Annotated in this window: 14 protein-coding genes; 2 read left to right on the forward strand and 12 right to left on the reverse strand. The window is 31.6% G+C overall.

Annotated elements, in window-relative coordinates; translation table 11 throughout:
* The first annotated feature begins 5 nt into the window (after positions 1-5).
* The gene (gene dnaG / locus NAMH_RS05855) at positions 6-1,628 is read left to right on the forward strand and encodes a DNA primase (RefSeq protein WP_012663490.1); all 1,623 of its coding nucleotides are present in this window, start codon (positions 6-8) and stop codon (positions 1,626-1,628) included.
* Positions 1,606-2,565 (forward strand): argininosuccinate synthase domain-containing protein, encoded by a 960-nt coding sequence (locus tag NAMH_RS05860; RefSeq protein WP_012663792.1) that lies wholly within the window; start codon positions 1,606-1,608, stop codon positions 2,563-2,565. Before dnaG ends, NAMH_RS05860 begins: the two co-directional genes overlap by 23 nt.
* On the opposite strand, the gene NAMH_RS05865 is transcribed toward NAMH_RS05860, so the two are convergent.
* From NAMH_RS05865 to NAMH_RS05930, 12 genes are all read right to left on the reverse strand, one after another.
* A complete protein-coding gene (locus tag NAMH_RS05865; protein ID WP_015902476.1) occupies positions 2,557-3,342 on the reverse strand; it encodes a substrate-binding periplasmic protein in 786 nt (261 codons plus the stop codon). The two genes, NAMH_RS05860 and NAMH_RS05865, sit on opposite strands and share 9 nt — an antisense overlap.
* Positions 3,339-5,336, reverse strand: a complete 1,998-nt coding sequence (locus NAMH_RS05870; protein WP_015901773.1) for a SpoIIE family protein phosphatase — start codon at positions 5,334-5,336, stop codon at positions 3,339-3,341. The genes NAMH_RS05865 and NAMH_RS05870 overlap by 4 nt, the downstream gene beginning before the upstream one ends.
* Positions 5,337-5,357: 21 nt before the next feature.
* A complete protein-coding gene (gene mrdA / locus NAMH_RS05875) occupies positions 5,358-7,139 on the reverse strand; it encodes a penicillin-binding protein 2 (RefSeq protein WP_015902427.1) in 1,782 nt (593 codons plus the stop codon).
* Between the two features lie 364 nt (positions 7,140-7,503).
* Positions 7,504-7,968 carry an N-acetyltransferase gene (locus NAMH_RS05885; RefSeq protein ID WP_015901791.1) on the reverse strand — a complete coding sequence of 155 codons (465 nt, stop codon included), beginning with the start codon at positions 7,966-7,968 and terminating at the stop codon, positions 7,504-7,506.
* Positions 7,968-8,537: a ribosome biogenesis GTP-binding protein YihA/YsxC gene (yihA, locus tag NAMH_RS05890; RefSeq protein ID WP_015901746.1), complete on the reverse strand. Its 570-nt coding sequence runs from the start codon at positions 8,535-8,537 to the stop codon at positions 7,968-7,970. Before yihA ends, NAMH_RS05885 begins: the two co-directional genes overlap by 1 nt.
* Positions 8,534-8,992: a lipopolysaccharide transport periplasmic protein LptA gene (gene lptA / locus NAMH_RS05895; protein WP_015902489.1), complete on the reverse strand. Its 459-nt coding sequence runs from the start codon at positions 8,990-8,992 to the stop codon at positions 8,534-8,536. Before lptA ends, yihA begins: the two co-directional genes overlap by 4 nt.
* On the reverse strand, positions 8,989-9,303 hold the full coding sequence (locus NAMH_RS09135) for a hypothetical protein (protein ID WP_143709749.1): 315 nt from the start codon (positions 9,301-9,303) through the stop codon (positions 8,989-8,991). The genes lptA and NAMH_RS09135 overlap by 4 nt, the downstream gene beginning before the upstream one ends.
* A gap of 182 nt (positions 9,304-9,485) precedes the next feature.
* Complete coding sequence (locus NAMH_RS05905; protein WP_012663738.1) at positions 9,486-9,977, reverse strand: KdsC family phosphatase; 492 nt, start codon at positions 9,975-9,977, stop codon at positions 9,486-9,488.
* Positions 9,978-10,547 carry an imidazoleglycerol-phosphate dehydratase HisB gene (gene hisB / locus NAMH_RS05910; RefSeq protein WP_012663648.1) on the reverse strand — a complete coding sequence of 190 codons (570 nt, stop codon included), beginning with the start codon at positions 10,545-10,547 and terminating at the stop codon, positions 9,978-9,980. It lies immediately after the preceding gene.
* A 1-nt stretch (position 10,548) separates the two neighbouring features.
* Complete coding sequence (locus NAMH_RS09405; RefSeq protein WP_015902063.1) at positions 10,549-11,229, reverse strand: septal ring lytic transglycosylase RlpA family protein; 681 nt, start codon at positions 11,227-11,229, stop codon at positions 10,549-10,551.
* Entirely contained in the window at positions 11,226-12,566 is a 1,341-nt protein-coding gene (locus NAMH_RS09020) for a lytic transglycosylase domain-containing protein (RefSeq protein ID WP_015901827.1), read from the reverse strand. The genes NAMH_RS09405 and NAMH_RS09020 overlap by 4 nt, the downstream gene beginning before the upstream one ends.
* Positions 12,563-13,312 carry a TatD family hydrolase gene (locus tag NAMH_RS05930; protein WP_015902570.1) on the reverse strand — a complete coding sequence of 250 codons (750 nt, stop codon included), beginning with the start codon at positions 13,310-13,312 and terminating at the stop codon, positions 12,563-12,565. Before NAMH_RS05930 ends, NAMH_RS09020 begins: the two co-directional genes overlap by 4 nt.
* Positions 13,313-13,349: the final 37 nt, after the last annotated feature.

A 13,349-nucleotide genomic window follows, 5' to 3' on the forward strand; every position in this document is an offset into this window, starting at 1 on the left:
TCGTTATGATAAAACCTGAATCGATAGAAAACTTAAAAAGTATTATAGATATTGTTGATGTTATTGGAAATTACGTCCAATTAAAAAAGCAAGGAAGCAATTATACCGCTCTGTGCCCCTTTCACAGTGAAAAGACTCCAAGCTTCGTAGTAAGCCCCGCTAAACAGATATATCATTGTTTCGGATGCGGTGCAAGCGGTGATGCCATAAAGTTCGTAATGGATGTAGAAAAACTCTCTTACCCTGAAGCCATAGAGAAACTTGCTAATTTATATAACTTCAAACTTGAATACACAAAATCTGGCAGCAATATAAGAGCCGATATTTTGGAAAAAGTAAACGCCTTTTATATTCAGGAGCTGTATAAAAACAAATTTGCATATGATTATTTAAAACAAAGAGGCATAAACGATTCTACAATAGAAAAATTCGCTCTCGGTTATGCGCCGGACAGTATGAAACAGTTTCAATTTTTCAAAAACGCAAATTTAAATATCAATGAATTAAAAGCTCTCGGAGTGCTTTCAGAAAACGGGGAATATCCGAGACTCATTGAAAGAATTACGTTTCCGATATTTTCCGCAAGCGGCAAAATTATCGCCATGGGCGGTAGAACGATTACAAACCATCCCGCTAAATATATAAATTTCACAAATACAAAAATATTTAATAAATCAAAAACGTTTTACGGACTTAATTTTGCAAGGGAACATATATTAAGAAAAAAAGAAGCTATTATCGTTGAAGGCTATATGGATGTGATAATGCTCCACCAGGCCGGTTATAACACAGCAATAGCGACACTCGGAACGGCACTTACACCGGATCATCTGCCGCAATTACAAAAACTGGGCGCAAAAATACTTCTTTCATACGACAGCGACAGTGCGGGAATTAATGCGGCTTTGAAAGCTTCAAAGCTTTTATTCAGATCGTTTTTTGAAGGTGGGGTTATACTTTTCCCCGAAGGGCTTGACCCTGCGGATGTTGTAAAAAGCGGCAATGATTTAAATGAATATTTTAAAAATCAGATACCTTTTTTAGAGTTTATAATCGAATATACGATTAAAAAATACGACATCAAAAATCCTCTACAAAAAAAACAGGCTTTGGACGAACTTAAAGAATACATATTTACACTTCCTGAAATTTTACAAGAAAGCTTTGTAAACAAAGCGGCTCAGTATTTACAAATTTCACCTAAACTGCTGCTTATCAGAAGATCAAATCAGCCGCAGGCAACCGGAAATAAAAAAATAGAAATTGCCGAAGCTTCTATTATTAAAACATTATACGAAAACCCGCATTTAATGGACGAAATTGTGGAATATTTAAGTCCGGATATGTTTAAGACACACAGACACGAACTCTCTCTTGTGTATCAGGAAAAATTTGACGATCCCGCACTTCTTGATATTGTATTAAGAGAAGATGTACTGTGTTTGAATATGGAAGCTCTGAAAAAACAGATTATAAAACTTTTAATTCCGTATTATCAACAAAAAGTACTTGAACTAAAAACATCAAATTTACCGACGGATGAAAAAATGCATAAGCTTAAAATTCTAAATTATAAAATACTGCAGTTGAAAAAAGGAGAACTTGTTGAAAGCGATAGCACTATTTAGCGGAGGGCTGGATTCCGCCCTTGCCATTAAACTGATTCAGGAACAAAACATTGAAATTGAAGGCGTTTATATTGACGTAGGTTTTGAAACAAATAAACAAAAAACCGAACATTTGCAAAAACTTGCCGATGAACTCGGAATCAAACTGACCGTTTTAGATATAAAAGAACAGTACATAAAAGAAATACTTTTTAACCCTGTATACGGATACGGTAAAAATATGAACCCGTGTATCGACTGCCATGCAAACATGATAAGAGTGGCAAAAGAGTACATGAAAAAAACGGATGCCAAATTCATAATAAGCGGTGAAGTCGTAGGACAAAGACCGATGAGCCAAAGACTGCCGGCACTTAATGCGGTAAATAAACTCGCAAATGCCGAAGGACTTGTATTAAGACCACTGAGCGCTAAACTGCTTCCCCCTACCGTTCCTGAAATTGAAGGATGGGTTGAGAGGGATAAACTTTTAGGAATCAGCGGCAGAGACAGGAAAATACAATTAGAACTTGCAAAAAAATACGGACTTGAAAACTTTGAAAGTCCCGGAGGCGGATGTCTTTTAACAGATATAAACTTTTCAAAAAGACTTAAAGACTTTTCAAAAACACTGCAGTTAACTCCTCATGAAATAGATATTTTAAAAGTCGGAAGACATTTTAACATAGACGGATATAAAATTATTATTTCAAGAAAAGCTGAAGAAAACCCTGTACTAAAAGAATACAACGGTGAACTGTTTGAAAAAATATTCCCTAAAGGTTTTCCAGGCCCTATAGGACTTATACAAAAAGATGCTCCAGAAAATATAAAAAAGCTTTCGGCCGATATGTTAATAAGCTATACAAGAGAAAACAACGGAGATGTTATTGTAGGTGATAAAATATATAAAGCGGAAAAAAAAGATAAAAGTGAATTTGCTAAATACTTAATTTAATACATTAAGCCATTTTTCTTCTATTTTTTTATATGTTCCGTCTTTTTTAATCTCCTCTAAAGCTTTATTTATCTGTAAAAGCAATTCTTTTGCTTTAGGATATTTTTTGGATATAAAAAAATAAAATTTTGTTTCTTTAAAAACAGGCAGTTTAACATAACTGATATCTTTAGGTATATTACATTTTCCCGTTAAACTATATCCAATAATACCCTCTTTTGAAGCAATCATCACATCACATCTGCCTTTTGAAATCTTCTTTAAAACATCACATGAGCTTTTTGCACCCTGGTCTATTTTTACGTTTTTACTCAGTCCAAGTTTTTTATAATACATTTCAATCTGATATCCGTTAACATCACAATATTTTAAACTATCGGGATTGCTTAATAATAAATTTTTAATTTGCTCTTTTGTGAACTTTTTAGTTGAAAACCATGCCACGTTATGAGTTGAATATATCGGAGATGTTAAATAATAATCTTTTGCTCTTTGTTTTGTATATGTACCGTCCATAAACATTTCGTATTTTTTGGTTTTGTCATAATTTTTAACTAAATACAGACATCTTTTCCATGGAATCAAATCTATATTATAAGTTTTGTGTATTCTTTTAAAAACTTCATCAACAAGCTCAACCGTAAGTCCCGTCAGTTTTTTACCGTTGTCGGTTTTTTGATAAAATGTAAAAGGAGGCCATTGAGCCGAATCGTCACAAATATTAATATCCGCGGCAAATACAAAAAGTGCGCTTAAGAGTATAATTAACTTTTTCATTTCGCTCCTTTAAATCCGATGATAGTAATATCGTCATTTCTTTCATACGTATTTTGATATGCTTTTAGTTCATTTTTAAATATTTCTTTTTGAACTTCAAACGGTTTATTATAGTTATTTTTTATAATATTTTTAAATCTTTTTTTTCCAAAAGGAAATCCTTTCTCACCTCCGTTTTGATCGACATAACCGTCTGTTGTAATATAAAAAGCGTCTTTTTCAAAAGATAGTTCATGTTCTTTATATTCATAATCCATCTCACACTGTCTGTATCCTACCGAATACCTGTCACCTTTAACGGTTTTCACTTCACCTTCGTCAACATAAAACAGTGAAACATTAGCACCCGCAAACTTAATAGTTTTGGTATTTAAATTAATATACGCCACTCCTCCGTCGAAACCTGCATTAGATGACGAAGTTTTATCAAACTGTTGTAAAATTGTTTTGATATTTTTATTAAATTCAAAAAGAATTTTAGCCGGAGAAATTTCTTCTTTTGTTAAATTATATATAACCTGTCTTTCAATCGCCTTAATAAGTATAGTCATAAAAGCACCGGCCACACCGTGTCCCGTAGCATCAATAACCATTAAAATATATTCGTTTTCGGCTATTTTTTCAAATAGATAAATATCACCGCCTACTATATTTTTAGGTTCCCAAATAATAAAATAATCTTCAAACGCCTCATCAAACAACTGTTTAGGAGGTAAAATTGCATATTGAATAAACGAAGCATACTTTATACTGTCCATTGTTAATTCATGCAGTTTTTTTATTTCTTTAGATTTTTGGTCTAACATCACTTCCAAATTGTTTTTCATAAATTCCACTTCTTTTTGAGAGGTTACATCAAATGAAATCCAAACATATTCATTTATACCGCTAATTGAAATCTGTTTTTTTGTAAAAGTCGATTTAAGCCATATGTTTTCAAATAAATGAACTTCCGTTTCGTATACTCCGTTTTTTTCTATTTTTTCAATAAGTTCTTTATCTAATTTAAAAAAGCTCAAATCTTTTTCAAGCAGATAATCTTTTGAAAAACCTACCATTTTACAAAAAGCTTCAGTAAGATTTAATATCTTTCCTTTTTCATCAAATTCCACAATTGCAACATATTTATCTACTATTTTCATAAGCTCTGCAAGTTCCGTATGCAGTTTTGAACTTATTATAATCCCGTTATTTGCAAAGTTGGCTATCTCCCCGAATTCATCCTGTGTAGTTATTTGAATTGGCCTTACTTTTTTACCCGGATTTGAAAGAAAATCAAAAAAGCTCTTTAAACCTTTTTTCAACTCTTTTAGAGGTTTGTTAACAAGTTTTAATAAAACAAAAACAACGATAAATGTTACGAGTATAGTAGCCAAAAAGAAATATAAATATAAATATTTTTGATCTTCTTTAAGGTTCTTATTGATTTGCGCAAAATTTTTATTTAATAATTCTACGGCTTTATTCCTTTCAAAATTCAATTTGTCTATAATTTCACTCATGTCATAATAAACTTCAATATAACCTAATTTTTCATTATTAAAAAAAATATCGTTTTTAATCGATGAATATTTTTTATATTCATCCGGAATATTATTGGAAATAATAATTTTGCCGTTGCGTTTATATCCTGCGATATAGATACTGTTTGTTGATTGATCATAAATATACACGCTTTTAATTACTTCTTTTTTCAATAGTGATTTGATTATTTTTTTAAGGTTTTCTTCATCAAGGTTATATAAAGAATAGCCGATAGTTCCTTTTAAAATATCCAAAAGATCTTTTATATTCTCTACTGCTTTTGCGGTCTGGTTTATTTTTTGATGTTCTATAAAGTTTTTAATAAATTGATGTTGTTGATTGCTTAATCGTTCTATTAAAGACATTTGATAATTTTGTATCAAAACTGCAACAAAAAACAAAACTGCCGCTTGTAATATTATAATTATCAATGCTACCTTAAAAAATATGCTTTTTCTTATGTTATCCATTTTAAACCTTTATTTCTAATCTCATCGTAATTTTATATAACCGTTGTCTACAAGATAATCATAAATCCGACTCACAATACCACCTGCTGCATGCCCACCATGCCCTCCGTGTTCTATTAATACCGTTACAACAACCTGCGGTCTTCTGTAAGGACCGTAAGTAGTAAGCCATGCATGAGAACGGTGAAAATATTTAAGTTCGTCTTCTCTTTTTCTTTTTTTAACTTCCTGAGGTATAGAATATACCTGTGCCGTTCCCGTTTTCCCGGCTATTGTTACTTTTGTATTCAGATAGTTTGTAGCTGTACCGCCAGGAGCGTTACATACCGCCCACATACCTCTTCGTACAAGTCCTAAATAACTCTTTTCCTTTTTTGTAAGTACATCTTTCAATACCGGTTTTGTAACATTCGAATCTATTTTTTTAACAATATACGGCTTTGGCAGTTTCCCGCTTGCAAGTAGTGCGGTATTTACAGCAACCTGTAAAGGCGTTGCCAAAAAATAACCCTGACCGATTACTGCATTAAGGGTTTCTCCTATAAACCAAGGCTGATGATATCTTTTTATTTTCCATTCTTTATCAGGAACTATACCTTTTTTTTCATTGGGAAGATCAATTCCCGTTTTTTCTCCAAAGCCCATTTTACGCAGGTTTTTCGCAATATAATCTATTCCCAAACGTAATCCTATTTTATAATAATATACGTCGACACTTCTTTTTATAGCTTTAATTAAGTCGACCTCACCATGACCGCCTACTTTCCAATCCCTAAACTTTCTGTTACCTATTTCCAAAAATCCGGGACAGTATATTTTTTTCCAAGGGTTCCATTTTCTGCTTGCAGCCGCTATAAGTCCTTCGGCTGGTTTAACAGTCGAACCCGGAGGATATATACCGCTTACAGGTTTATTTAGAAGAGGGTTATAAATATCATGAATAAGTTTATTCCATGTATTAAAATCAATCCCTTTTACAAATAAATTATTATCAAAACTCGGATAAGTAACAAGGGCAAGGATTTCACCGTTTGTTTTCATTACAACAACCGCACCTTTTTTATTTTCTTTTTTTAGTAAATTGTATATATATTTCTGCAGTGTTGTATCTATGCTTAAGGTTAAGGTATGAGATTTTGGCTTTGTAAACGAAACCTCTTTTAAAATTTCGTTTTTTGCATTGACGATTACGTCTTTTTTGCCGGGTTCACCCTGTAAAATATCATCATAATATTTCTCTATTCCCCGTTTTCCTGAAATCTGCGTAAGTTCTATCGTTTTATTTCTTTGTAAATCTTTTACATTGGCTTTGGAAACATAACCTAAAACATTGGAAAGTATATCTTTATAAGGATATTTCCTTAAATAACTCGGTGTGATTATTATATTATTATTCAAACTCAAAAAAGGCTGGATTTTATAAATGACATCTTCATTTAAATATTTTAAAAGCACAATCGGTTTATGATTGTACGGTGAATTCTCTTTATTATAAATTTGCAAAATTTTAGAAGCGTTTATATCATTCAACGTATCAGTAAGTTCTTGAACAGCTTCTATTAAATCCTCTTTTTTCAGGTGCGGCTTAAGAGCTATATCAAATCTTAATTCATTATACGCAACCGGATTACCTTTTCTGTCATAAATCACTCCTCTTACAGGAGCTATTAAAATTTCTTTTTGTCTGTTCTGTAATGAAAGTTTTTTATATTTTTCATTGGATTTAACGCTTAAATCATAGACTCTGTATATTAATACGGCGTAAAACACCAAAATAATACTTAATACGATTTTAGTTCGCATTTAAGCAGCCTTATTACTATTAAATCAAACGCATAATTGTAAATCAAATATACAATTAACAAAAAGGTTTCAAGATTTGCAAAATTATACAAATAAACGCCTAAGAAAAAATATACCACAAATAAAGCAACGGCATCTTGATAATGAAAATCGACAATATCTTTTAACCTATCGAGTAATACAAATTTATTAATAAAAAACACTAAAACAAAAAACAATAGACTAAAATTATGAAAATATGAAAAAAGTATTACAAAAATCAAAGAAATAAAAAAATTCTCACAAAGTAAAAACAGTCCTAACATTATAGGAAAAAAAGGACTGAAACTGCCAAAAAAGTTTACAAAGTAAACTATCAGCAGTCTTATAAATATTTGATTAGAGCTATTTCGTTGCAGTTCGGAAAAAATTTGCATTTTATACAGTCCGCCCATATTTTTTTATCTGGAATCGCTTCTTTATCTATTTCAATAAAACCTAATTTTTCAAAAAACTCTCTTTTATATGTTAAAACGAGAACTTCTTTTAACCCCAACTCTTTCGCTTCTTTTAATAACGTATCAACCAACAGTTTTCCCAGACCTTTACCTTGAAAATCTTTATCCACGGCTAACGAACGAATTTCACCCAAAAAAGGAGAAAAAACATGCAAAGCAGCCACACCGACAGGTTTTTTTTCATTATACACTAACGTATATGAACGAATATTTGTAGCCACCTCATCATCATCTCTTTTTAAGATAACGCCTTCTTTAACATAAGGCTCAAGAACACTCTGTATATCTATAATATCTCTTAATGTAGGCTTTTTTATTTCTACATTTTTCATTACATTCCCCATAAGATTTCGTTAATCTTTCTTTTTACCTGATCAAAACCTCTTTTTTTCATATTTGATACATATAAAGCATCAGGATATTTTTGTTTAAGTTTTGCAAGTTCGCTCTGTTTTAATTTATCTATTTTAGTAAAAATCGTAAGAAGCTGCTGATCTTTTCTTTTAAATGAATTGATATATTCATCAACATTATTATCAATGTCTAAATCAGGGTGTCTTGCATCTCTTAAATGAATAAAAAGTTTAATATTAAATCTGTTTTTTAAAAACTCATCTAAGTTTTTTCCCCAGTCTTTAAGCATAGATTTGCTTACTTTTGCATATCCGAATCCAGGTAAATCCACCAAAACGTATTTTTTTCCGTCATCTTCCACTTCAAAAAAATTAATCAACCTTGTTTTACCTGGTGTTTGGGAAGTTTTTGCTATTTTTTGATTGGTAAAAGCATTCAAAAAACTGCTTTTACCGACATTACTCCTACCAAGTAGCGCCACTTCCGTAAAATTAGGTTCAATCGCCTCTTTTATCGAAGGTGCGGACGTTATAAACTTCACTTTCATTCATTAACCTTTATAATAATTTCCACCGGTTTTTTTTCTCCACCTGTCACTTCAGCATTTTTAGTAAATCTGTTTAATATTATTTTATTACCTTTAACACTTTCGTTTGTTTCTAATTTGACAATTTTAGCATTGCCTTTTAAAATTATGTTACCGTTATGTAATTGATACACAAGTATGTCACTTCTACCTTTATATGTGGCGTTTTTATCAAGAGAAATCACAAACCTTACATTGCCTGTCGCTATAAATTTTAATGGTTTTTTATTTTTATCAAAAAATATAATCATTTCATCTGCCAATATATTGTCTTTTCCTTTTGTAGCGTTTACATCTCCTTTGAATATACTCTCTTTTTTAGCCATATCATAATGAAAATATTTACTTGTAACTTTCAGCTCTTCCGCGTTTACACAAATAAATAAAAACATTAAAACAAAAAGAATTTTTTTCATTTTTCAACCTTTATGTAATATGTAATATTTTCGGCATATAAATCTTTTTTATTGTCTATTTTAAAACTTCCGCCAAAACCTCTAAAATCTTGTGAATACAATTCGAACTTTCCGCCGTTTAATATTTTGGTGTCTTTATTATATATTGCTTTTTTTGTTTTTAGCTCTATGTCTTTGTTTTTGTACCATACATCATACCCTGTAATATATTTGTTTTTAAACACAGTTTTATATGAACGGTATTTTTCATTTTTGATAACATCAAAAGCATTTAAATAAAAAGCGACATACCCTTTTTTATATATATCCAAAACCTTAAAGTCCCCTTTTTTTTCCAATTCATTGTTATATATAAAAAACTTCCCGTTCTCCAAAGTTACATCAGCAACTTTTTTAGGTTTCACTTTTACAGATGATTTATAATTCACATTCCCTGAAATAATTAAAGGATAAAACATTATCCCGAATACTAACAACAAAAAAAATAAAACTTTTACCATAGCGCTAAAAACTTATCATACAATTTTTCTTCTTTTAGCAACACTTCTATCATTTCAGCAACCGCACCTTCACCACCGTTTTTCTTCAAAGGAAAGTTTACGAAATCGTAAATATATGGATTGGCATCATAAGGCGCAAAAGATTTTTTCACGAGACTAAGCATAGATAAATCATTCATATCGTCTCCAATTACGGCAACTTCCGAATAACTGATACCAAGCTCTTCTATTATCGAATCTAAAACTTCTTTTTTGTTTCTTACACCCTGTTTTACAAACGTGATGTCAAGTTCTTTAGCGCGTCTATCTACTATATTGGAAACCCTACCTGTAATAATTGCGCTTTTTTTACCCAGTGTATTCCAGCTTTTAATCATTAGACCGTCTTTAATATTAAAAGCCTTAATCTCATCCCCACTGTTTGAATAATATATCTTTCCATCAGTAAGCGTTCCGTCCACATCAATAACAATAAGCTCTATCATTTAAATGATCCCTTTAGTTGATGGTATTCCGCTTTCTCTGTAAGAAAGCGCCCTTCTTAAAGCAACCGCAAAAGATTTAAAAGCACTCTCAACAATATGGTGTTTGTTTGTTCCTCTTTTATAAATAATATGAGCTGCAATTTTGAAATTGAAAACAAGAGATTTAAAAAACTCCTCTACAAGTTCCATATCAAAATCTTTAATCATACCTTCTCTTGGTAAATCATATACCAGATAAGGCCTTCCTCCGATATCCAAATCAACTTCTACAGCTGCTTCGTCAAGTATTGCTACAGCATTAGCATATCTTTCAATATTTTGAACAGGATAAACTTCATTAAAAAGCGCTTCTCCCAATACTATTCCGACATCTTCTACAGTATGGTGATAATCCACATAAATATCACCGTCACAAAAGACTTCCAAATCCATTCCGCTGTGTTTTGCCAAAGCCTCAAGCATATGATCAAAAAAACCGACACCAGTGGAAATATTAGACTTTCCGCTTCCGTTTATTTCAAGTTTTACCTCTATTTTCGTCTCTTTAGTTTCTCTTCTTATTTCAGTCATATTAATCTCCTACAATAAATCCGTTTAATTTATGAGACAGTTTAAATCTTTTCGCATCTGAATAAGATTTAAATCCGACTATGAAAACTTTATAAAAATCTCCTCTTTTTAATACTTTCGTATTATACCCTAAGTCTCTGTATTTTTTAGCGGTAAATTCAGCCCCGCCTTTTCTTAAAAACGCTCCGATTTGGATCATATATCCGGTCACGTAATTTTTACCTTTGAATCCTATCACGGTTATTTTAACAGGCGCTGTTCCGGTTCTGTCAAGCCCAATCTGTTTACCGGCCACGTAGCTCAAGTCAATAATTCTTCCTCTAACAAACGGTCCTCTATCATTAATTCTGACAATTACGCTTTTTCCGTTATTTAGATTAGTGACTTTTACCATAGTATCCATAGGAAGTGTTTTATGAGCAGCGGTAAAAGCATACATATTGTATATCTCTCCGTTACTTGTGTACTTACCGTGAAAATTAGGTCCGTACCAGCTCGCAATACCTCTTTGGCTCCAACCAAGAGGAACCGTACTTTTAGGATAATACACACTACCGTTTACGCTATAAGCTTTTTGTGTACTTTTTTTCACACCCGGAGTTTCATAAACTTCAGTTACATACCTTTGTGTACAACCCGTAAACAATAACAACAAGACAAAAGACAATACTACTTTTCTCATTTAAGTCCTTGTGGTACTTTTAATATTTGCCCTACTCTTATAGTAGTATTTTTTAATTCGTTTACTTTTATGAGTTTTTTATAGTCTATACCGAACTCTCTTGCTATTTTTCTTAGGGAATCGCCTTTTTTAACTTTATATTTTACATAGATACTATTCAGTGGAATAACAAGTTTTTGACCTATACGTAAAAATCGCCCTATTTTATTAAAATCTTTAATAATTCTTACTTTAGTATCATATTTACTTGCAATTTTACTTAACGTATCACCCTTTTTAACCTTATAGACCATAAAGAATCGTTTAGGATGAAATTTCAATTTAAACTCTGCTAATTTTTTATACGGAATATAAATATAATATTTATACGGCGGTGAAAAGGAATAATTTAAATGCAAATTATATTTTCTTATTTCCCTATACGGAACATTTAAAATTTTACTTACATAATAAAGCGATGTTCCCGGAGGAACTTCAACCGGCTTCAAATCAGAAATTACTCCGCTGTTTAAAAGATAAGCGTTTGTATATTGAATAAAATCATCACTGTTAAATAAAAACGACATTGCCAAAATTTTTAATATATACCTTCTTGTTTCTTTCGGAAGATATTGTCTTGAAAGACCTTTTTGAAACTTCATTAGTTCACTAAGATTAATTGGGATATTGTTTAATTTTTTATAGAGTTTATAAAGTTTCCCGAAAGCGTATCTGCCCCTTCTTTGATAATCCCTGACAATTTGTCTGTATTGTTCTATAGTTTTATCTTTTTTACATTTTCTTTTACCCATGCTACTACATAATTTATCAATCTTAGCCCTTACGACAGCTTCAACAATTCTCGCCTCACCGGCATTATACGCCATAATCGCCAAATACCATTTTCCAAAAAACTTATGTAAATAGCTAAGATACTCAACTGCAGCTTCAGTTGATTTTATCGGATCTTTTCTTTCATCTACATATTCATCGATCTTAAGTCCGTATCTTTTTGCTGTTCTTGGCATAAACTGCCATAAACCTATCGCTTTTTTATGCGATTTGGCCGATGTCGTTAAGTAACTCTCGGCCATAGCCACTGAAATCAGCTCTTTTGGAACGTCGCTTTTTAAAATAGACTGTTTAATAAGCGGCAAATAATCGTATCCGTTTTCTAATACATTTAAAAAATACTCTTTTTTCTTTTTCGAGTATATTTTATATAGTTTTTGTAAACCTCTATTTTCAATAAAACCTTCATTAATATTAAGTGCGTTCAATACTTCTAAATTTTTATTGTTTAAAATATCGGCAAACAAAAACATTATTGATAAAAATAATAAAAGTATCTTTTTCATATGTTAAATAATTCCTTTGCGTTTTTTGTCGTAATTTCTTCCACTTCTTTAGGATCCATATTCCAAAGTTCGGCTATTTTGTCTCTTACGTATATCGTATACATTGGTTCGTTTCTTTTTCCTCTGAAAGGATGCGGCGTAAGATACGGTGCATCGGTTTCTATAACAACTCTGTTTTTCGGAATCTTAGGAAATACATTTATAAGCTTTTTAGCGTTTTTAAATGTAATAACCCCGCCTATTCCGTAATAAAACCTGTCTTTTAGTTTCAAAAGCTGCTCTGCCGCATTATAACAATGAAGTACACCGTTGATTTCCGGATGTTCTTCAAGGACTTTCAGACTGTCTTCCGTTGCTTCTCTTATATGTACTATTATAGGTTTATTATACTCTTTTGCAAGTTCTATTTGTCTGTGAAACATCTCTATTTGTTTTTGACGTTTCTCCTCTTCTTTTACCCAGTGATAATCAAGACCTATTTCACCTACCGCCACACATTTTGGATGGTTTATAAAACATGTAATCAGTTTTTCGTCATATTTATCTATATCCACCGGATGGAATCCTACCGCAAAATAAACTTCGTCGTACTTATCCGCCAGCTCTATCGCCCTTGGTAAATCAGCTGGATCCGCAGCCGGAATAATAAATTTTCCAACACCGTGCTCTTTTGCTCTTTTTATGACATCATCGACATCATCGATAAATTTTTGATTATCTAAATGTGTATGAGTATCTATTATCATTCATTTCCTTTACGATTTGTAACACTTTACAGTTTAA

The organism is Nautilia profundicola AmH (genome assembly GCF_000021725.1).
Taxonomy (GTDB): domain Bacteria; phylum Campylobacterota; class Campylobacteria; order Campylobacterales; family Nautiliaceae; genus Nautilia; species Nautilia profundicola.

Coding starts and splice junctions, on each gene's coding strand:
- dnaG (WP_012663490.1), top strand. CDS start 6: ATGATAAAACCTGAATCGATAGAAAACTTAAAAAGTATTATAGATATT.
- NAMH_RS05865 (WP_015902476.1), bottom strand. CDS start 3,342: ATGAAAAAGTTAATTATACTCTTAAGCGCACTTTTTGTATTTGCCGCG.
- NAMH_RS05870 (WP_015901773.1), bottom strand. CDS start 5,336: ATGGATAACATAAGAAAAAGCATATTTTTTAAGGTAGCATTGATAATT.
- mrdA (WP_015902427.1), bottom strand. CDS start 7,139: ATGCGAACTAAAATCGTATTAAGTATTATTTTGGTGTTTTACGCCGTA.
- NAMH_RS05885 (WP_015901791.1), bottom strand. CDS start 7,968: ATGAAAAATGTAGAAATAAAAAAGCCTACATTAAGAGATATTATAGAT.
- yihA (WP_015901746.1), bottom strand. CDS start 8,537: ATGAAAGTGAAGTTTATAACGTCCGCACCTTCGATAAAAGAGGCGATT.
- lptA (WP_015902489.1), bottom strand. CDS start 8,992: ATGAAAAAAATTCTTTTTGTTTTAATGTTTTTATTTATTTGTGTAAAC.
- NAMH_RS05905 (WP_012663738.1), bottom strand. CDS start 9,977: ATGATAGAGCTTATTGTTATTGATGTGGACGGAACGCTTACTGATGGA.
- hisB (WP_012663648.1), bottom strand. CDS start 10,547: ATGACTGAAATAAGAAGAGAAACTAAAGAGACGAAAATAGAGGTAAAA.
- NAMH_RS09405 (WP_015902063.1), bottom strand. CDS start 11,229: ATGAGAAAAGTAGTATTGTCTTTTGTCTTGTTGTTATTGTTTACGGGT.
- NAMH_RS09020 (WP_015901827.1), bottom strand. CDS start 12,566: ATGAAAAAGATACTTTTATTATTTTTATCAATAATGTTTTTGTTTGCC.
- NAMH_RS05930 (WP_015902570.1), bottom strand. CDS start 13,312: ATGATAATAGATACTCATACACATTTAGATAATCAAAAATTTATCGAT.